Genomic DNA, 20,076 nt, shown 5'->3' with positions numbered 1-20,076 from the left:
CGCAGGAGCGGGTCGTTTCCCGCCATGCACCCGGGCGGCGGATAGGCGCAGCTCCGCTTTGCCATGGTTCGACCGTGCCGGCGCGAGGCGACGCGTTCGTCATTGCATCGGCTGCACTATCCACGTGGTGCCCTCGCCTGCTCCTTCGGGGCGCCTGCATCCGACAGCTCCCCGTGCCCTCCTTTCGGGCGACGTCGCCCTGCGCACTGGCGATCCTGCCAGTCGTCTCCCGGAGAGAAGGACTCCTTCCGCCACCTCCCGAATCGCCCCCATGCCCTTCCTCGACCGCCTGTTCAAGCTCCGCCAGCACGGCAGCAACGTCCGCACCGAGGTGCTGGCCGGGCTGACCACCTTCCTGACGATGTCCTACATCGTCTTCGTCAACCCCGACATCCTCGGCACCACCGGCATGGACCCGGGTGCGGTGTTCGTGGCCACCTGCCTGGCCGCGGCGATCGGTTCGGCGGTGATGGCGCTGGCGGCGAACTTCCCGGTCGGCATGGCGCCGGGCATGGGCCTGAACGCGTTCTTCGCCTTCACCGTGGTCGGTTCGGCCGGGCTGCCGTGGCAGCAGGCGCTGGCGGCGGTGTTCATTTCCGGCATGGTGTTCCTGGCGCTGTCGCTGAGCGGCATCCGTGCCTGGCTGGTGGCCGGCATCCCGGCGTCGCTGCGCTCGGCCATCGTCGCCGGCATCGGCCTGTTCCTGGCGATCATCGCGTTGCAGAAGTCGAACGTGATCGTCGCCAACGAGGACACGATGCTGGCGCTGGGGCCGCTGAACACGGTGCCACCGCTGCTGGCGCTGGCCGGCTTCCTGCTGATCGCGGTGCTGGAGGCGCGGCGCGTGCGCGGCGCCATCCTGATCGGCATCCTCGCCGTCACCGCCGCCGGCTGGCTGGTGGGCGACGTGCAGTACCAGGGCCTGGTGTCGCTGCCGCCGAGCCTGGCGCCTACCTTCCTGCAACTGGACCTGCCCGGCCTGCTGCACCACGACGGCGGCGCGCCGCTGGCCGTGCTGCTGCAGGTGGTGCTGGTGTTCGTGCTGGTGGAAGTGTTCGACGCCACCGGCACGCTGTACGGCGTGGTCGGCCGCGCCGGCCTGCTGGACCTGGCCGATGGCAGGAAGCGCTTCGGCCGCGCGCTGCTGGCCGACAGCAGCGCCATTGTCGCCGGCTCGCTGCTGGGCACCAGTTCCACCACCGCGTTCGCCGAAAGCGCCTCGGGCGTGCAGGTCGGCGGCCGCACCGGGCTGACCGCGCTGGTGGTGGCCGCGCTGTTCCTGGCCGCGCTGCTGTTCTCGCCGCTGGCGGCGATGGTGCCGGCCTACGCCACCGCGCCGGCGCTGCTGTTCGTGGCCGGGCTGATGCTGCGCGAGCTGGTCAACGTGGAATGGGGCGACCTGACCGAATCGGTGCCCGCCGCGTTGTGCGCGCTGGCGATGCCCTTCACCTACTCCATCGCCAACGGCCTGGCGTTCGGCTTCATCGCCTACGCCGCGCTCAAGGCCGGCACCGGTCGCTGGCGCGAGGCGCGGCCGGCGCTGTGGCTGGTGGCCGGGCTGTTCGTGCTGCGCTTTGCGCTGGAGTGAGCGCGCAGGTCCGTGCATGCTCCCGCCAGCCGCCGACTCTGGGATGATGGCCGCCATGCCATCGAACCGCGACGATCCAGACCTGCTTTCCCCCTGCCGCCGCAGGATGCTGCGCGCCGCGCTCCTGCTGCCTGCGGCGGCGGCCATCGCCAGCCTGCCCGGCTGCTCGCCGCCGGAACGGGTGGACGGCAGCTTCCTGCAGCCATGGCGCAGCCACCTGCAGTGGTCCCCGGCCGACTGGCAACGCAGCGTGCAGCTGGCGCGCAGGCTGGGGTGCCGGCAACTGGTGCTGCAATGGAGCGGAATCCTCGGCGGCGACGATGGCGACTGGGAGCTGCCTGAAACCAGCCTGCGCATGCTGTTCGACGCCGCCGGCGACGCGGGCGTGCGCGTGCGCGTCGGCCTGCCGTTCGAGCAGCGCTGGTGGCGGGCGATGGGCGGCGACGATGCGACGCTGCAGGCATTCTTCGCCGACAGCCTCGAACGCGCGCGCCAATGGCTGGCATCGGCTCCGTGGCCGCGATCGCCGGCCTTCGGCGGCTGGTACCTGCCCTACGAACTGGAGCAGTACCACTGGGCCGACCCCACGCGGCAGCAATGGCTGGCGCGCTGGCTGCACGGCCTGCAGCAGGCCGCCGCCGCGCAGGGCGGCGACTGCGCGGTGTCCACCTACTTCAGCCGCCTGCCCACCCAGGGCGATCTGGCAGCGCTGTGGGAAACACTGCTGGCGCAGGTGCCGCTGCGGCCGATGGTGCAGGACGGGGTCGGCGTCGCCGGCCTGGACAACCTGCGGCAGCTGCAGCCGCTGTTGCAGGTGTTCGCGCGCCGGGGCACGTCCTTCGATGCCATCGTCGAACTGTTCCGCGAACTGCCCGGCTCGGCGCCGGATGGCAGCCGCTTCGAAGGCGAGAGCGCGGACTTCGCGCGCATCCGCCAGCAGCTGCAGTGGGCCCGCGGCAGCGGCGCGGACAACGTGCTGGTCTATGCCGTGGACCCGTGGCTGTCGCAGGACACGCCGCAGGCCGAAGCGCTGCGGCGGCGCTGGGGCCTGTAGCCGCGGCTAGAGCGCGCGGCCGATGATGTCGCGCAGGATCTCGCTGGTGCCGCCGAAGATGCGCAGCGCGCGCGCGTCGGTCCAGGCGCGGCCGATACCGTACTCGCTGCTGTAGCCGTAGCCGCCGTGCAGCTGCAGCAGGTCGTCCAGTACCTGTCCCTGGATCTCGGTGGCGTTGAGCTTCGCCATCGCCGCGGTGGTCGCGTCCAGCCGGCCCTGCATCTGCCAGCCCAGGCACTGGTCGAGGAAACAGCGCAGCATGGCCAGCCGGGCGGCGGCGCTGGCGAGCACGAAACGGGTGTTCTGGTGGTCGATCAGCGTGCGTCCGAACGCCTTGCGCTGGCGCACGTAGGCCACGCTCTCCCCGAGCATGCCCTCGGCCGAGGCGCCCGCGCGCAGGGCGATGGCCAACCGCTCGGCGGCCAGCTGCTCCTCCAGGTAGGCGAAACCGCGGCGCGCTTCGCCCAGCAGGCAATCGGCCGGCAGATGCACGTTCTCGAAGAACAGTTCGGCAGTGTCCTGGGCGTGCTGCCCGATCTTGGCCATCGGCGCGCCGCGGCTGACCCCCGGCTGGCGCAGGTCGACGCAGAACAGGCTCAGGCCGCCGGCTCCCAGCTCGGGAGCGACGGTGGCCACCACCACGGCCACGTCGGCGTTGACGCCGTTGGTGATCCAGGTCTTCTGTCCGTTCAGCCGGTAGCCGCCGTCGACGGCGTCCGCGCGGGTGCGGATCGCCTTCAGGTCGCTGCCGGCACCGGGCTCGGTCATGGCGATCGCGCCGATCGCCTCGCCACGCGCCATTTTCGGCAGCCAGGCGTCACGCACGGCGTGCGTGGCGTACTGCATCAGGTAGGGCGCGACCATGTCCGAGTGGATCGAGAAGCCGATCCCGAGGAAGTTGGCGCGCGCCAGTTCCTCGATCACGCAGGCGGCGTGCCCGTAGTCTCCTCCCAGCCCGTAGGGCTCGGGCAACTGGCAGTTGAGCAGGCCGGCCTCGCCCGCCTCCCGCCACAGCGCGCGCGGGGTGATGCCCGCGCGTTCCCACTGCGGGTAGTGCGGCGCGATGCGCTCGGCGATGAAGCGGCGGACCTGTTCGCGGAAAAGGGCGTGGTCCTCGCGGAAAACCGGTCGTTCCGTCATCGCTTCAGCGACCCACCGCATCGGTGCCGCTGAGCTGGCCCTGCAGCACCGGCGCGCCGGCGGCGCCGGTCAGGAACAGGCTGTAGTGGTCGCCCGGCTGCAGCGCCGGCAATTCGACTGCAGCGCTGTCCCTGCCTCCGCATCCGGCCACCAGGCGCGCCTTGACCGGATTGATGCCGCGTGCGGCGCTGCGGCCGTTGGCCACCGCGGGAAAGACCACCGGGCCGTTGTCCGCCATCGCCAGCCTGCCCTGGGCGCAGCCGGCGGCCAGGTTGTAGAAGCGGATCTCGGCCTTGAGCGCATCGCTGCTGCCGCCGCCGTCCTCGAGCACCGCCAGCGGCCTGGCCGGCGCACCGGCGTCGAGCACCAGCGTGGTGAAGCTGCCGGCGGCCACCGCCGGCTGCGTGCGGGGCTTGCCGGCCACGCGCACCGTGAAGGGCTTGCCGCCCTCGACGATCGCGTAGCGGGTGGCGCGCGTGGCCGGGCCGAGGTTCTGCTCGGCGCCGTTGCCGACGCTGGCCTTCAACACGGCGCTGCCGGGATTGAGCACGCGCACGAAGGCCGAACCGGCCGGCGGACGCGGCGCGTACAGTTGCGCCAGGCGGCCCTCCGTCCCCTGCTGGGCGAAGGACACGCCGGGCGACAGCGCCAACGCGGCGACGGCCAGCGATTTCATCATGGTGTTCATGCGGTTTTCTCCGTGGTGCGGAGCGTGCGCGCCAGGGTCTGGTAGCGCTGCTCCAGTTGCTTGCGGTCGACCTTGTTGCTGATCGTCTGCGGCAACGCGTCCACGGCGAACAGCTCCGAAGGAATCATATAGGGGGGCATGTGGCGCTCGAGCTGCTCCTTCCAGTCGCCCAGCGCCGCGGGCACGCGCTGCAGTTCGCCCGGTTGCGGCTGGGCGGTCTCGACGAAACCGATCATGCGCGCCAGGCTGCCGTCGGGCCGCCGCAGGACCACCGCGGCGCCGGCGACCACGCCCGGCAGGCGGGCCAGGCCGACATCGACCTCGGCCAGTTCGATGCGGTAGCCGTTGAGCTTGATCTGGTCGTCGCGGCGGCCGCGGAAATAGAACCGCCCCTGCGCGTCCATGTCGCCCAGGTCGCCGCTGCGGTAGGCGCGCTTGCCGTTGTGCTCGAACAGCACGCCGGCATCCAGGTCGGGACGCTCCAGGTAGCCGCGCATCACGTGGTCGCCGGCCATGCAGATCTCGCCGTCGTCCAGGAACACCTCCGCATACGGCTTGCCGATGCCGATCGGGAACGGATTGGGCGCGGCGGCGCGCAGCGCCGGATCGATCTCCACCCAGGTGGTCGAGCAGGTCGCTTCGGTCGGGCCATAGGAATTGACGATGCGCACCTGCGGGAAGCGCGCCCACAGCTCCTCGGCCACGCGCGGGGTGAGCGATTCGGCGCCGAACACGAACACGCGCAGGTCCGGCAGATGGGCGGCGTCGAAGCGCGGGTTGAGCATCTGCTGGCGCACGAACGACGGCGTCGACGCCCACACCGCCACGTGCGAATCGCGCAGGTGGTCGATGAAGCGCTCGCTGCTGGCGATCACCTCGCGCGGGCACAGCACGCAACAGCCGCCCAGGCCCAGCGCGCCGCACAGGTCGAACAGCGAGAAGTCGAAGCTGAACAGCATCTGGTTCATGAAGGCCGGCGCCGGGCCCAGGCCCAGGCAGTCGCGGATCCAGCCGGCGAACAGCGCCACGCTGTCGCGGCCGATCTGCACGCCCTTCGGGTCTCCGGTGCTGCCGGAGGTGAACATGATGTAGGCCAGGTCCGGCACCGCCAGCGGGCGCGGCGCGTCGGCGCCGGGCAGGAAGGCGTCGGCCGCGGCGTCGTAGACCGCGCGCGCGTGCACCAGGGTGGCGATGCGCCGCAGGCGCGCCGGCGGGTTGATGTTGTCCACCGGCACGTAGGTCGCGCCCATGCACAGGCAGCCGAGCATGGCGACCACGAAGGCCGATTCCTTGTGCCCTGAAATCGCCAGCGCGTCGCCCGGCGACAGTCCAGCGCCGCGCGCGCGCTCGATCCATGCGCCGGTGGCGCGGTGCAGGCCGGCCCAGTCCATCATCCCGTCGGCGGCGTGCAGCGCGGGCGCGTGCGGCGCGACCTCCAGGTCGGTGAAGCGGCATTGGTCGAAATCGAAGTACATCGCGCTACCTCCGGCGTTTCCGCGCGCTCAGCGGGAACCGTGTGCGGCCACGTAGTCGGCCAGCACCTGCACCGAATCGACCAGGGCGTCTATCTCGTCCACCGGCAGGGTGACGCCGAGGCGGTCCTTGACCTCGACCATCAGCTGCACCTTGGACATCGAGTCGAACAGCGACTCCATGTATTCGTCCGGCTGCACGCGGGTGCCGATCACCGCTTCGACGATGTCGATCAGCTGGTTCTGGATCGTCTGCTTGTCCATGTTGGAATCCACCTTGTCAGAACTGGAAGTAGAGGAAACGCGTTTCTTTGTGCAGGTTGAGCAGGCACAGCGCCAGCAGAACCATCATCAGCAGCAGCCACGCCAGGCTCGGCTGCCAGCGCATCCACGGGCGCGGCGCGGGATTGGGCTTGGCCAGCGCCGGCGAGTACACGCCCATGATCTGGTGCGCGTTCGGCGCCAGCCAGACGATGGCCAGCGCCGCCAGGATGTATAGCAGCTGCAGGTGGTGGCCGAGCAGCAGGCGCATGCCATCGGCGAAGCGAAGGCCGCCGACATGCGCCAGGTTCTCCAGGCTCTCCCAGCCGCGCACGCCGGCCATGCCCTGCACCAGCTGCCAGGCATCGTGCACGCCATCGGCGCGGAAGAACGCCTGCGCCACCAGTACCGCGGCGAAGGTCAGCAGCAGGTAGCCGGCGTGCTGGAAAGGGTTGAGCGTGCGCATCGCCACCGGCTTGCGGCCGCCGACGAACACGCGCCAGGCATGGTTGATCGCCAGGTAGCCCGCATGCAGCAGGCCGAAGATCAGGAACTGCAGGCCGGCGCCGTGCCAGATGCCGGCCAGGCCCATCGCCCACACCGTGGGCACCACGATCATCGAGAAGAAGCCGCCGGCCGAGGCCACCGCGGTCGGTCCCGTGGGCCGGCCGTGGCGGGGGCGCCAGCGGGTCACCGCCATCGCCACCGGGTAGTACAGGTAGGCGGTGATGTAGCGGGTCAGGGTCATGTGCCAGCGCGCCCAGAAATCGATGATGCTGGTGGCCTTGTAGGGCGAATTGAAGTTCAGCGGGAAGCGGATGCCGAACATGCGCGCCAGGCCCAGCGCCATGTCCGAATAGCCGGAGAAGTCGAAGTACAGCTGCAGCGCGTAGCTCAGCGCGGTGGCCCACGCTCCCCAGAACTGCACCTGGCCGGTGGAGGCGAAACCGGCGTCGGCGTAAGGCGCGAGAGTGTCGGCCAGCAGCACCTTCTTGGCCAGGCCAATCACGAACAGCATGCCGCCGATGGACAGGTTCTCGGCCTGGAACCGGTAGGTCTCGCGCTTGCTGAACTGCGGCATCATCTCCTTGTGGTGCAGGATCGGGCCGGCGATCAGGTGCGGGAAGAAGGTCACGAACAGCACGTAGCTCAGCGGACTGCGGTCGTTGACCACGCCGGCGCGGCAATCCAGCAGGTAGCCGATCTGGGTGAAGGTGAAGAACGAGATGCCCAGCGGCAGGATCAGCGTGTCCATCGGGCCGACGGCGAAGCCGAGGTCGTGGACGAAGTTCACCATCGCCGCGAAGTACTTGTAGTGCACCAGCAGCAGGATGTCGGCGGCCACGCCGAAGGCGGTGGCCAGCAGCTGCAGGCGCGGCCGTCCGGCCAGCGCCAGGATCGCCAGGCTGACCAGGTAGTTGAAGACGATCGAGCCGGCCAGCAGGATCACGAACTGCGGGTTCCACCAGCCGTAGAACACGATGGAGGCCACGCACAGCCACAGCGCGGCCAGCCGTGGCTGCAACGCGCCCAGCAGGTAGTGCACGCCCAGCGCGATCGGCAGGAAGGCCAGCAGGAACAGGAAGGAGTTGAACAGCATGGTCGGTCGGCGCTCAGTCGGTGCCGGCCAATGCCTTCTGCTCGCCTTCGGTCAGCGGCAGGGACAGGGCCATTTCGGAGAATTCCCAGATCACCAGTTTCAGGGTCGGCGGCCACGTCGCCTGCTGCGGCAGCGCCGCCAGCAGCGCGCCGGAGAACTGGCCCCCGTCCATGCTCTGGTTCCATACCTCGCGCCCCAGGCCGTGGCCCAGGCGTTCGGCGAACAGGCTGCGGCGGCCGTTGGAGCTGCCCAGCAGCGCCACTTCCACCGGCGGCGTGTCGTCGAGCAGGCCGCCGCTGCGGACCGGCGCGATCGACTGCTCCGGCTCCTGGTCCAGCGACGGCCGCCAGCCCGGCGGCGCGTGTTCCAGCCCGGCCAGCACGATCAGGTCGCCCATGCGCGGCTTCGGCGCGCCCAGTGGGCCGACCTCGAAGGCCTGGCCGCCCTGCCCGCCCAGCAGCGGCAGCGCCGCGGCGGCGACGGCATCGGCCGCGCGCTGCGCGCCGATCCGGTTCATGTGCACGTCGGTGCGGAAGAACACCGGCGAATCCTGCCCGGACAGCACCGGCAGCAGATCGACGCCGGGCACGCCCGCGTCGGCCAAGGCCTGCTGCCACTGCCCGTAACGGGCGCGCATCGGCTCGGAATAGCGCAGGCCGCAGGTATGCGCCTGTTCGATGCGCGACTTGTCCGGCACCACCACCACCAGCAGTTGCACGCCCCGGGCCTGCAGCTGCTGCGACCAGTGCCGCATCAGGCGCACGCGGTCGTTGAACACCGTGGCCGCGGCGCCGGGCTGCGGGCGCAGGCCATCGCGGTAGAACAGCCAGTCGGGGCAGCCCAGTGCCACCTGCTCGCCGGTGTCGCCGAGCAGGCGGTACCGCAGCGCGGCACCGACCAGGTCGCCTTCGTTCTGGATCGGCAGGCGCAGCGCCTGGTTGATGGCCTGGCCGGCTTCGCCGTCGGCCCATTTGGAAGGCAGCAGCTTTTCCGCCGGCAGCCTGGCGTTGGCCAGCATCCAGCCGCCGGCGCACGCGCCGATCAGCAACAGCGCCGACACCACCATGGCGGTCAGCCGATGGGCGCGCGGCGGGGCAGCAGGAGGCAGGGGCGCGGGCGCCCCGGGACGGGCATTCATCGGATTACTGCCCCAGCGCCTTGTGCAGGCGCGCCTTCCACTGCTCGGGCGTCATGATCGAGGCGTTGTCCCACTGCCCGCGCGCATCCGGGCCCTGCGGGTAGGAGGGCTCGAACATCTGCCAGACCAGCACCTGCGGCTTGTTCTGCTTGAATTCGGCCGATTCCAGGTATTCCAGCAGCATCACCCAGTGGCCGACGTTGCCCGGCTTCCAGTTCACCGATACCGGCCGGTCCAGCAGGTTGGACAGCTTCTGCGGGAAGCCGAAGTACGGCTGCACCATGCTGTGGCCGGTGACGTGCACCGGCGCCGGCGCGTCGTCCAGCAGCGACTGCTGTTCCGCCTGGCGGCGCACGGTGAAGGTGTCGCGCCCGATCGCCTTGCGCTGTTCGTCGGTGAGGAACAGTTCGGCCAGGTCGCCGAAGCGGCGCTCCTTGACCTCGCTGCCAAGCACCATGCCGCTGCCGGCCTGGCCGGCCAGAACCGGCACCTGCTCCTTCACCTTCGCCGCCACGGCGGTGGCCACCGCGTCGGCGGCCGGCTGGGTCCAGTGCTGGTCGCTGCGGTAGAACACGTCCTGCCCGCCCTGCCTGACCTGGCGCAGCACCTGCAGCGCGTCGATCGCGGGCACCTGCGCCTTGCCCAGGCCGTCGACCTCCAGCGCGTAGCGGCCGCGCACCGGATCGCCCAGCCGCTTGCCGTCGGGCAAGCGGTCCTCGTAGAACAACGCCTTGTCCGGCAGCACCAGCACCTGCAGCGCGATCCCGGCGGCCGCCAGGGCACGCTGCGCATCGGCGATCAGTTCGGTGTTGCGCGCCACCGCGGCGGTATCCACCTCGGTCAGGCTGCCCCAGGCCGGGAACAGCCAGCCGTCCCGGCCGACCAGCACGATCGAGGAATCCTGGGCCGCCGGCGCAGCGGGGGCCGCGGGCGCCTGCGCCCACGCGGGGCCGCCCACCGCCAGCGCGCACAGCGCGGCCAGCAGCAACGCGCGCGGGCGCCGCGCGGGACGGGGAAGGGAAACAGGCGTCATGGGCGAATCCTTCATGCGGGATCAGTAGTACAGGGTGGCGGTGGCGAACAGGCCCTTGGCGCGCTGGGTATCGCCGCCGCCGAACGCGAAGCGGTACTGCACGGCCAGGTCCAGGTAGGAACGCGTGGCGTTGTAGTGGTCCTCGCGGAACCAGTAACGCAGGCCCACGCCGGGGCCGGCGCCGAGGGACCAGCCGCGGTTGGTGTCGGACAGCAGGAACGACTGCGCGCCGATGTTCGGGTACTCGATGCCGCGTACCCGCGAGCGCTGGTCCAGCCAGTCCACGCCGACCACCACGGAGGGCGTCACCACCCAGCGGGTCTGGTCGGCGCCGAAGCGGTAACTGCGGCCCAGCCGCAGTTCGGCCGCGGCGAACACCTGCTGGCGGCGCAGGCGCCCGCTGGAATCGACCAGGCGCTGGCCGGGGTCGCCGTTGGCGTCGAGCGCATCGACGCTGAAGCGGGCGCGGTTGTCGTCCCAGCTGAAACCGGCCTGCGCGTAGCCGCTGAGCGTCCACCATTGGCCGACGTCGGTACGCACGCCGGTGCCCTTGTAGAACCCGTAGGTGGCGTAGCCCATCCAGCCGCCGGCGTTGTCGCCCAGCCGGTAGCGCGCCAGCGCGTTGACCTGCAGCGGACGTTCGGACTCGAGCTGGATCCGGCAGCGCTCGGCCGCCGAGTCGGCGTAGACGCCGCCGCGGCGGGTGGCCGAACCGAGGAACTGGCGGCGCTCCAGGCCGACGCTGAGGCCGGTCTGGCCGAATGCGTAGCGCACGCCGAGCGAGCCGATGGTGGACGGCCAGCCGGCCACCGAACGCGAGTGGCTCAGGCGTTCGACGCGGTCGCGCAGATCGGGCCTGCTTTCGCCGGTGCAGGGATCGACGGCGAGGATCGACTCGTAGGTGCCGCCCTCGTCGTACAGGGTGTTGGCGATGCGCGCATAGGCTTCCAGCGTGCCATGCCGGTTGTTGGTGGCCTGCGGGCGCCAGAACGCCTCCAGCGTGCCGAACACCGAATCGCCGGGCGTGCTGATCGCCGCGCCGCCGAGGTTGGTCGCCGCCTGGCGCGCGCCGCGGTAGCCGGCCGAAACGCTAGCGCCCCATTCGCGCGCGTAACCGGCGATGGCGCTGCGCGTGTTGAAGCGCTGCGCCTTGTCCAGCGGCAACTGGCCCGCGTCGGCCCGGTCGATGGCGGTACGCAGCAGGGCGACCGCCTGCCGGTGGTCGCCGTTGGCGGCGCTGGCGTAGGCCTGGTCCATCACCACCGTCCTGGGCGCCTTGCCGGTAGCTTCTGCGGCGCGGAAATCCGCCAGCGCCTGCGCGGGCTCGCCGGCGCGCTGGTTGAGGTAGCCGCGCTGCATCAGCAGGCCGGCGTCATCGGGGTGCGCGGCCAAGGCGCCGTCCAGGCGCTGCCGCGCCTCTTCCTGCTGGCTGCGGTTGCCGGCGGCCAGGGTCGTGGTCAACAGCCCCTGCAGGGTCGCGTTGTCCGGGTTCTCCTGCACGGCCTGGCGCGCCTGGGCGATCGCCTGCTGGTAGTCCTGCCGCCCATAGGCGGCGTAAGCGCGCTGTGCGGCACCGCCGTCGCCCTGCAGGTCGGCCGGCATCAGTTCGCACTGCGTGCCATAGGGCGTGTCGCGGCACTGCTGGAACGGTGCCGGATAGGACTGCAGGGTCAGCGTCTGGCCGGCGCGCGCGCCATGGATCGCCTTGGCGCGCTCTGCCACGGCCTGGCGGATGCCCTGCCGCGCCTTCTCTTCCTCGTCGTCCAGCGGATCGGCCTGCAGCGGCGCCAGCAACGCGGCGGCGCGCTCGCGATCGCCGACGGCGATGGCCGCGTCCACCGCCAGCAGGCGTACGTTCCGCTGCTGCTGGGCGTCCAGCCAATCCTGCTTCAGGGCCATGTCGAAATCGGCGTTGGCCCCCGCTGTATCGCCCTGGCGCTGGCGCAGGTAGGCGCGCATGACCAGGGCGACGGTGTCTTCCGGATCGTTGTCCAGCGCCTGGTCGGCGGTGTGTTCGGCGTCCTGGAGCTGGCCGTCGAGCATCTGCGCGGTCAGCAGCAGCAAGCGGTGCGAGGCGACATCCGGCGCGCGCGCCACGGCGTCGCGGGCGAAGCCTGTGGCCGCGCCGAAGTCCTGCGCGATCAACGCCTGGTAGCCGTCCTGGGCGGGCTTGACCGCGCGCGCGCGGCCCAGCGCCACGCGCTTGGCGCGCAGGTCGGCGACGTTCGGCGCGCCAAGCTGCAGGGCGGTGGCTGCCGCGGCGTCGGCCTGTTCCAGTTTCTGCTGTACCTCCAGCGCAGCCACCCACAGCATCGCCCAGGCGCCCTGCTGCGGCTGCTGGCGGAAGGCCTGTTCGGCCTTGCTGGCGGCAACGTCCATCCGGTCGTCGTTGAAGGCGGCATAGGCCTCGGTGGCCAAGGCGAATGCCTGCGCGTAGGCACGTTCGGCCGGCGTCTGCGGCGCGGCCGGCGCCGGACGCGCAGCGCGGCGACCCGCACCAGCGGTGACTGCCGCGGCGGCAAGCCCCGGCAGCGCCGGGTCCTTCAACCCCGCATCCAGTGCGCGACGGGCCTGGCTGCGCGCTTCCTCGCCACGGCCGAGCTTCTGCAGCGCATAGATCTGCAGCAGGCGCAGGCGCACCACGTCCGGGCGCAGGCGCGCCGCTTCGCCGGCCTGCCGGTAAGCCGCCGCGTAGTCGCCACGGTCGTAGGCGGCGAACGCCTGCTCGGCCAGCCGGTAAGCCGGGCCGGACAGCGGCAGCGGCGCATCGGCCTGCGCCTGCGCCGGCGCGGCGGCCACTGCCAGGACGGCGGCGATGACGGTGGACAGCAGCACGGTCTTCATGCAGGTACGGCTCCGGCGGACGGCGACTGCAGCGTTGCCGCGCGCTGGCGCTGCTCCTGCATGGCCTGGGCGATGGCGGCCTCGGTGGCGATGCCCTTCCTCACCAGGTAATCGCCGATGCGGCCATCGCGCTGCGGGCGGTATTCGTCCAGCGCGATCTCGAAGCGCGCATGGTCGATCAGGTGCATCTCCACCAGCAGGTCGCCCAGCAGCGGCACGGTGTCAACGCGCCACTGTTCGGCGCCGCCGATCATGCGCAGGCCCGCATTGATCTCGCTTTCGCGCGCGATGTCCTGCTCGATGTGCGCGCTGCCCGTTTCCTGCTGGAGCAGGGCCAGGGCGGCGTCGGAAAGCGGATTGGCCACGGCCAGGCGCAAGGTGCCCTCCTGCAGCGGCGGCAGCGGCAACATGCGCCATTGCACGCAGGCGTCGATGCTGACCGGGAACACGCCCGCGCGCAGGTAATCTACGTCGATCGCCGCGCGCTGCATGTCGCCCTGGAAGGCGATGGCCTCGGCCAGGGTCTCGTCGTCCAGCCAGCCCTGCGACACCAGGATCCTCCCCAGCGGCTGCTGGCGCCCCCGCTGCTGTTGCTGCAGCGCCTGTTCGACGCGCTCGGGCTCGACCGCCTGCCAGGTGGTCAGCAGTTCGCCCAGGCGCCTGCGCGTATGCACCAGCTGGGTGGCGTCGGGAAAATCGTGCATGGTCTTGTCCCACACCATGCGTTTGCCGAACAGCAGATACAGCAGGAACATGCGCCAGGCGCGGGCGGTGGCCATGAAATTGACCACGTTGCCGACCACCATGCGCGGGATCGACATCAGCGCGTGTTCCCAGCCGTACAGCCGGTTGACGAAATAGAAGCGCTGCACGACGCGCATGGCCAGCGCTGCCGTGGTGAACAGGGCGATGTTCATCTGCCAGGTGCCGGCCTGGAACACGGTCGGGAACTGCAGGCTCCACAGGCCGGTGGCGCGCAGCACCCAGAACAACAGCAGCTGCAGGAAGATCACATAGGCCACGATGCTCACGAACGAGGTGACGATGCCCTTGCGGTCGCGCGCCAGCAGGTACTTGGTCGCCAGTGAACCACGCCAGCCCAGCGACTCCCAGCTCTGCAGGCCGATGCCCAGCACCCAGCGCGCCTTCTGTCGGTAGGAGGCGCGGAAGTTGTCCGGGAAATACTCGCGCACGCACAGCGCCATGCTCACCGTGCGTTCGCGCACCGGTCCCCAGCCGAACCACGACGGGCGGCGCACGCGGAACTGCACCGGGAAGCGGGCGAAGATCGACTGCATGCCCATCGCCGCCAGGCGCGCGCCGACGTCGTAGTCCTCGGTCAGGCTGTCGGTGTTGAACGGCTGGTTGTCGGTCTGCTCGCTCAGCGCCAGCAGCGCGCGGCGCGAGAAGCAGGTACCCACGCCGGCCGACGGCACCATGCCCGACACGCTCTCGCGCACCACCAGGTCCTTGGCATGCCACTCGGCGAACTCGTCCATGTACACGCCGGCCACCAGTTCGTACCACTCGCGGTCCAGCGAGGTCACCGGCAGCTGGATCATGTCCTTGCGCGGCAGCAGGTAGTTGAAGAACTTCAACTCCATCGGATGCAGCACGTCCTCGCTGTCGTGCAGGATCACGCCGGCGAACTCGATGCCGTGGCGCTGCTCGTAGTCGAAGATCGACAGGACCAGCCAGTTGAGGCAGTCCGCCTTGCTCGTGGGCCCGGCATGCGGCACTTCCACCCGCTGCAGGCGGCGGTAACGCCGCTGCATGCGTTCGACCTCGCCGATGGTCTGCGCGTCGTTGGGATAGGTACCCACGAAGACGACATAGTCCTGGTAGTCGAGCACGTCGATCATGTTCTCGACCATCTGCGCGATGACGTCGTACTCCATCCACGCCGGCACCATGATCGCCAGCGGCTGTTCGGCCCGCTGCAGCAGGTCCTGCTGGGTCAGCGGGCGGTAACCCGCCCGCTTCTTGATGGTCAGGGTCCGCCACGTCTCGCGGATCCAGTACCAGGCGTCGATGAACAGGTCATCGAGGCTGGAAATCAGGATCAGCACGGCAACGGCCACCGCCACCGACTCGAGGACGGCGTAGTAGTTGCCCAGCCAGACGTTCCAGAACAGGCCGTCCACTGCCGGTCAGTGTCCCTGTGCGGCGGTCGCGCGGCGGCGGCGGACCTGGGCCACGCGTGCGGCCAGCAGCATGAACACGACCACGCCGACCAGCAGCAGCAGCCACACCATGTGCTGGCGCCACCACGGCTGCGGGTTGCCTTCGGCGGCCACGCGCGCGCCGTAGGGATCGCGGCTGTCGAAATCGGTGACCACGCCGCGGCCGTCGAGCACCGCAAGGTCGCCGCGCACCAGCCGGAACGGTTCATCCAGGGTGGGCGCATGGGCGCCCAGATCGTTGTACAGCACGCCGACATGGCCGCCGGCATCCACCACCTGCACGGCGGCGGCGCGATCCAGGCCGCTCACGTCCAGCAGCGGCTGCGGCTTGCCGGCCACCACCAGGCGGCCGTCCTTGAGCGCGGCCGGCGTCACGCCCGACGGCGCCAGCGCGAACGCCAGGAAGGGATTGCCCGGAGCGACCGCCTTGCCGGCATCGACCACCTGCAGGCGCGCGGCTTCGGGCGAGGCGCCCACCGCGCTGGCGACGGCGATCACCTTGGCCAGCGAGGCCGGCGCGTCCTGCAGCCAGGTTCCGGGCACGAACACATCGTTGGCGTGCGCCAGCTGGCTCGCGGCGGCGACGAAACTGGTGCCCAGGCTGCGCCTGGCCAGCTTGAGGTGGCTGCTGGGCAGGATCGAGACCGGGAAGGCGGTGGCCGGGTCGTGGCAGTACGGGCGCGCCGGCTGGCGCAGGAAACTCACCCGCACCTCGTTGCGCGCGGCCAGCGCGTAGGCCGGCACCTGCGCCACCAGCCGCTGCGGCTTGCCATCGGCGCTCAGGATCTTCGCGCCAAGCAGGAAATCGTTGAAGTAGATCGTCGCCACCGCGCCCTGGCCGGCCGCGTTGGGCGCGGCCGAGACGTCGATCACCACCTGCTCGGGGAGGCGCCCGTCGGCCGACAGCGCGCCCAGTTCGAAGGCGGCGGTGCGGTCGCCGCGCACGACGATGTCCAGCGTCCCGGACATGTTGCCCAGGCGGCTGAGCAGGACGGTGTCCTCCGATACCGGCGGCGTCGAGGCCTGCTCGACCTGCAGCGTGCGGCCCAGCGCATAGCTGCGCCACTGCTCGCCCAGCAGGCCGGCCACCTTGGCGCCGGCGGCCGGGGCCACCAGCAGGACCGGCCTGCCGGCGACCGGCGCGACGCCGACCGAGTCCTTGCCCAGGCCCTTTTCCAGCGGCGCCATGGACGCCGCGCGCCAGGCCGCGAACGCGGCGGCGGTGTCGCTGCCCGCGGCGGTGGCCTGCGCGGCCAGCGCATCCAGCGCGTTGCGCACGGCCGCGCGCAACGGCTCGCTGTCGATCACCACGTCCGCCGCCAGCGGACCGCTGTCGCGCAGCGACAGCAGCGCGCCGACTTCGGCCAGGTCGGCGATGCGGTGGTTGCGTTCGGCGCCGGCGAGGGCGGCATACGCGGGAATGCCGCGCAGGCTGGCGGGGATCGCCACGCCGCCCAGGTCCACGCTGGCGCCGACCGCCGGCAACGCCACCACGTCCACGCGCTTGCCGCCGTTGCGCAGCGCGGTGCCCACGCGCCAGGCCGCGTCGTAAGCGGGCGCCGGCATGGCCTTGCCCTCCACCAGCACGCGTACGCGCGGCGGCAGCGCTCCCCATGCCTTGGCCACGGTATCCACGGCGCGGCTGTCGAAGCGGTAGGTGAAACGCGAATCGGGCGACAGCCGCAGCACGTTGGCCGGCGCACTCTGGTCGGCGCAACGGTAGTCGGACACCACCGACCACCAGCCCACGCCGACGCGGACGAAGCCGTTCTCGCGCGGCGAACCGTCGATGCCCAGCAGCTGGCTGGCATCGCCCTGCGCATCGGTGATCGTGCGCGCGGCCATGGGGTCGCCATCAACCGACCACAGCCCCGAGGTGCGGCCGGTGTGGCCGCGCACGTAACGCCCGTCCAGCTGCAGCTGCGCATCGCGGGTCGGCACGCCTGCGGGCACCGGCAGGTAGATCTCGCGCCGGTCCTCCTGGCCGCTGAGCGTCAACGGCTGGCGGAACCCCAGGTCGCGCAGGGTCATCTGCCGGGTCACCATGGCATCGCCGGCCCACTCGCCGAACTGCCCGGCCGCGCTGTCGGCGGCGAAGCCGGCCGGCGCGGTGGCCAGCAGCGGCGTGGCGAGGAGGGAAAGGAGGAAATGTCGGCCGTTCGGGGTCATGGCGTCACTTCTTGCAGGGAAAGGGATCGACGATCGGCAACGGCGCACTGCGCGGGCCGGAACTCTTGGAAGGGCTGGCCCAGCAGCGCGGCCACGATGCGCTCGCTGGCGCGGCCGTCGCCATAGGGGCTGGCGTCCGGGTTGAACCCGGCGGCCGCGTGCGGCGCGGCGCAGGCGGCCGCCACCGCATCGACGATGCGCTTGGGCTCGGTGCCGACCAGGCGCACCACGCCGGCTTCCACCGCTTCGGGCCGCTCGGTGACGTCGCGCATCACCAGCACCGGCTTGCCCAGCGCCGGCGCCTCCTCCTGCACGCCGCCGGAGTCGGTGAGGATCACGTCGGCGCGCTGCATCAGGCGCACGAAGCTCAGGTAGTCCTGCGGCGGCATCAGGTGGACGTTGTCCAGCCCGCCCAGGTGCGCGTTGACCGGCCCCTGCACGTTGGGATTGAGGTGCACCGGATAGACGATCTGCAGGTCCGGGCGCCTGGCCAGCTCGGCCAGCGCACGGCAGATGTTCTCGAAACCGGAACCGAAACTCTCGCGGCGGTGCCCGGTCACCAGCAGCAGGCGGCGATGCGGATCGAGCATGTGCAGCGGCGCATCCACCGCCTGGCGCAGGGCGCGGTCCTGGTCCAGCCGCGCCACGGTCTGCTGCAGGGCATCGATGACGGTATTGCCAGTCACCACCGTCCGCCCGGCCAGATGCTCGCGTTCCAGGTTGGCGCGCGAACTGGCGGTCGGCGCGAACAGATGGTCCGCGACCACGTCGATCACCCGCCGGTTCATTTCCTCCGGCCAGGGACGCTGCAGGTCGCCGGTGCGCAGGCCGGCCTCGACATGGCCGACCGGAATGCGGCGCTGGAAAGCGGCCACGGCGGCGGTCATCGCGGTGGAGGTATCGCCATGCACCAGCACGCGGTCCGGCTGTACCTGTGCGTAGAGCGCGTCCAGGCGCTCGAAGAGGCGCGCGCACAGGCCGTTGAGGGTCTGGTCGGCGACCATGACGTCCAGGTCGTGATCCGGAACGATGTCGAACAGCGCCATCACCTGGTCCAGCATCGCCCGGTGCTGGCCGGTGGTGCATACGATCGATTCGATGCCCGGTGCCTGCCCCAGCGCCCGGACCAGTGGTCCCATCTTGATCGCTTCAGGGCGGGTACCAAAAACGGAAAGAACCTTCACCAGCCAACTCCATGCGGTTGATTAATGTGACATCCGTCACGCAAATTCTAGGCCAAGTACCGTAACAGGCACCACATCGGGAGGATGCAGGCCCGATCCGGAGGACGGTGTGACGTAAATCGTCACTTGCAGTACGTAGCGCGCGCCCGTCCACGGCACCCCGGCACCGGCACTCGTTCAGAGCATGAACAGAACCCTGCGGGGGATCATCGCCGCGGATCGCGGACGCTCACGTCAGGTACGGACAGAGGCAGGCTCGGCCCCGCCCGGTCCTCCCGGGCGGCGCCGATCCTATTCCATCATCGTAAGAGAGGGGATGACACTCGCTCACCCACGCTCTTTTCCCCGGCCCCTCAGTCCGCCGCAGGAGGGGCGTTCACCTGGAATACCTGCCGCAGGTAAGCCAGATAACCCGGATCGTCACACATGCTCTTGCCCGGCGAATCGCTGAGCTTGGCCACCGGTTGTCCATTGCAGCGCACCATCTTGATGACGATGTTCAGCGGGGTCGGCCCCAGGTCGTTGGTCAGGTGGGTGCCCACGCCGAAGGCCACCTGGCAGCGGCCGCGGAAATAGTCGTACAGGCGCATCACCTTCTCGATGTTCAGGCCGTCGCTGAACACCAGGATCTTGCTGGAGGGATCGGCGCGGTTGGCCTTGAAGTGCGCCAGCATGCGGTCGCCCCACACGAACGGATCGCCCGAGTCGTGGCGCACGCCGTCGAACAGCTTGCAGAAATACATGTCGAAATCGCGCAGGAAGGCATCCAGCCCGACCACGTCGGACAGGGCGATGCCCAGGTCGCCGCGGTACTCGCGCGCCCAGGACTCGAGCGCGGCCACCTGCGAATCGCGCAGGCGCGGGCCCAGCGCCTGGAATGCCTGCAGGTATTCGTGCGCCATCGTGCCATGCGGGGTCATGCCGTACCGGCGCGCGAAATACACGTTGCTGGTGCCGACGTACTGCGTGCCCAGCGCGTCGCGCAGCAGCGGCAGCATGTGCGCGTGCCAATCGTGCGAGTAACGGCGGCGGGTGCCGTAGTCGGCGATGCGGCAGTCGCCGAAGCCCGGGGTATCGCGCAGCAGCGCGGTCTTGGCGCGCAGGCGGCGTTCACCCTCGGCGAAATCCGCGGTGCTGGTATTGCGGAACCAGACCTCGTTGATGATCGCCAGCAGCGGCACCTCGAACAGGATGGTGTGCAGCCACGGGCCGGAGATGTCCAGTTCGATCTCGCCCGGCACGGTGGCCGAGGCACGCAGGTCGATGTACTTGCGGTCCAGGTGGAACAGGCCGAGGAAATCGGCGAAGTCCGGCTTCACGAAGCGCAGCCCGCGCATGTAGTCCAACTCGTCCGCGCCGAAGCGCAGGCTGCACAGGTGGTCGATCTCGGCATCGATCTGGTCGATGTAACGGGCCAGGTCGATGCCCGGCGTGCGGCACTTGAAGCGGTACTGCACGATCGCCCCGGGGTGCTGGTGCAGCACCGCCTGCATCATCGTGAATTTGTAGAGATCGGTATCGAGCAGGGACTGGATGATCATGCCGGCATTATGCGCCGGCGGTCCCGGCGGGCGTGTGCAGGCGGATGCCGCCAGGCACTGCACGTATCGGGGCGGTAAGCGCCGACGGACCTGCGGCTCGAATGCCGGCGCGCGGCCCGGCCGCGGCGCCCGTCGACCCTCGCCGGGCTGCGGCGGCCCGTCTTGCCGCCCCTTCGCCCCG

Annotated in this window: 14 protein-coding genes; 2 read left to right on the top strand and 12 right to left on the bottom strand. The window is 70.6% G+C overall.

The features are described 5' to 3' along the window. Nucleotides 1–271: 271 nt before the first annotated feature. Entirely contained in the window at nucleotides 272–1,588 is a 1,317-nt protein-coding gene (locus CQ393_RS12685; RefSeq protein ID WP_153191922.1) for an NCS2 family permease, read from the top strand. A 55-nt stretch (nucleotides 1,589–1,643) separates the two neighbouring features. Then, entirely contained in the window at nucleotides 1,644–2,642 is a 999-nt protein-coding gene (locus CQ393_RS12680; RefSeq protein ID WP_153191921.1) for a DUF4434 domain-containing protein, read from the top strand. Nucleotides 2,643–2,648: 6 nt separating this feature from the next. Here CQ393_RS12680 and CQ393_RS12675 read toward each other — a convergent pair whose 3' ends face one another. The 12 genes from CQ393_RS12675 to pncB all read right to left on the bottom strand — a co-directional run bounded on the left by CQ393_RS12675 (nucleotide 2,649) and on the right by pncB (nucleotide 19,895). Next, a complete protein-coding gene (locus CQ393_RS12675) occupies nucleotides 2,649–3,782 on the bottom strand; it encodes an acyl-CoA dehydrogenase family protein (RefSeq protein WP_153191920.1) in 1,134 nt (377 codons plus the stop codon). Between the two features lie 4 nt (nucleotides 3,783–3,786). After that, on the bottom strand, nucleotides 3,787–4,470 hold the full coding sequence (locus tag CQ393_RS12670) for an alginate O-acetyltransferase AlgF (protein ID WP_153191919.1): 684 nt from the start codon (nucleotides 4,468–4,470) through the stop codon (nucleotides 3,787–3,789). Continuing rightward, nucleotides 4,467–5,945 carry an AMP-binding protein gene (locus tag CQ393_RS12665; protein ID WP_153191918.1) on the bottom strand — a complete coding sequence of 493 codons (1,479 nt, stop codon included), beginning with the start codon at nucleotides 5,943–5,945 and terminating at the stop codon, nucleotides 4,467–4,469. Before CQ393_RS12665 ends, CQ393_RS12670 begins: the two co-directional genes overlap by 4 nt. A gap of 27 nt (nucleotides 5,946–5,972) precedes the next feature. Further along, nucleotides 5,973–6,206 carry a phosphopantetheine-binding protein gene (locus CQ393_RS12660; protein ID WP_153191917.1) on the bottom strand — a complete coding sequence of 78 codons (234 nt, stop codon included), beginning with the start codon at nucleotides 6,204–6,206 and terminating at the stop codon, nucleotides 5,973–5,975. A gap of 16 nt (nucleotides 6,207–6,222) precedes the next feature. Continuing rightward, entirely contained in the window at nucleotides 6,223–7,803 is a 1,581-nt protein-coding gene (locus CQ393_RS12655; protein WP_153191916.1) for an MBOAT family O-acyltransferase, read from the bottom strand. 13 nt (nucleotides 7,804–7,816) lie between these two features. After that, nucleotides 7,817–8,941, bottom strand: a complete 1,125-nt coding sequence (locus CQ393_RS12650) for a cell division protein FtsQ (protein ID WP_228114521.1) — start codon at nucleotides 8,939–8,941, stop codon at nucleotides 7,817–7,819. Nucleotides 8,942–8,945: 4 nt separating this feature from the next. Then, entirely contained in the window at nucleotides 8,946–9,974 is a 1,029-nt protein-coding gene (locus tag CQ393_RS12645; RefSeq protein WP_153191915.1) for a twin-arginine translocation pathway signal, read from the bottom strand. A gap of 21 nt (nucleotides 9,975–9,995) precedes the next feature. Beyond that, nucleotides 9,996–12,818, bottom strand: coding sequence for a hypothetical protein (locus tag CQ393_RS12640; protein WP_153191914.1), 2,823 nt, complete (start codon nucleotides 12,816–12,818; stop codon nucleotides 9,996–9,998). After that, entirely contained in the window at nucleotides 12,815–14,962 is a 2,148-nt protein-coding gene (locus CQ393_RS12635) for a glycosyl transferase family protein (RefSeq protein WP_343199958.1), read from the bottom strand. The genes CQ393_RS12640 and CQ393_RS12635 overlap by 4 nt, the downstream gene beginning before the upstream one ends. Nucleotides 14,963–14,968: 6 nt before the next feature. Beyond that, entirely contained in the window at nucleotides 14,969–17,170 is a 2,202-nt protein-coding gene (locus CQ393_RS12630) for a hypothetical protein (RefSeq protein ID WP_153191913.1), read from the bottom strand. Continuing rightward, the gene (gene wecB / locus CQ393_RS12625; protein WP_343199957.1) at nucleotides 17,167–18,354 is read right to left on the bottom strand and encodes a UDP-N-acetylglucosamine 2-epimerase (non-hydrolyzing); all 1,188 of its coding nucleotides are present in this window, start codon (nucleotides 18,352–18,354) and stop codon (nucleotides 17,167–17,169) included. The genes CQ393_RS12630 and wecB overlap by 4 nt, the downstream gene beginning before the upstream one ends. 353 nt (nucleotides 18,355–18,707) lie before the next feature. Further along, complete coding sequence (gene pncB, locus CQ393_RS12620) at nucleotides 18,708–19,895, bottom strand: nicotinate phosphoribosyltransferase (RefSeq protein WP_153191911.1); 1,188 nt, start codon at nucleotides 19,893–19,895, stop codon at nucleotides 18,708–18,710. Nucleotides 19,896–20,076 lie beyond the last annotated feature (181 nt).

The sequence above is a fragment of the Stenotrophomonas sp. MYb238 genome, assembly GCF_009496535.1.
Lineage (GTDB): Bacteria > Pseudomonadota > Gammaproteobacteria > Xanthomonadales > Xanthomonadaceae > Stenotrophomonas.
This window is presented reverse-complemented; position numbering and strand designations above follow the sequence as displayed.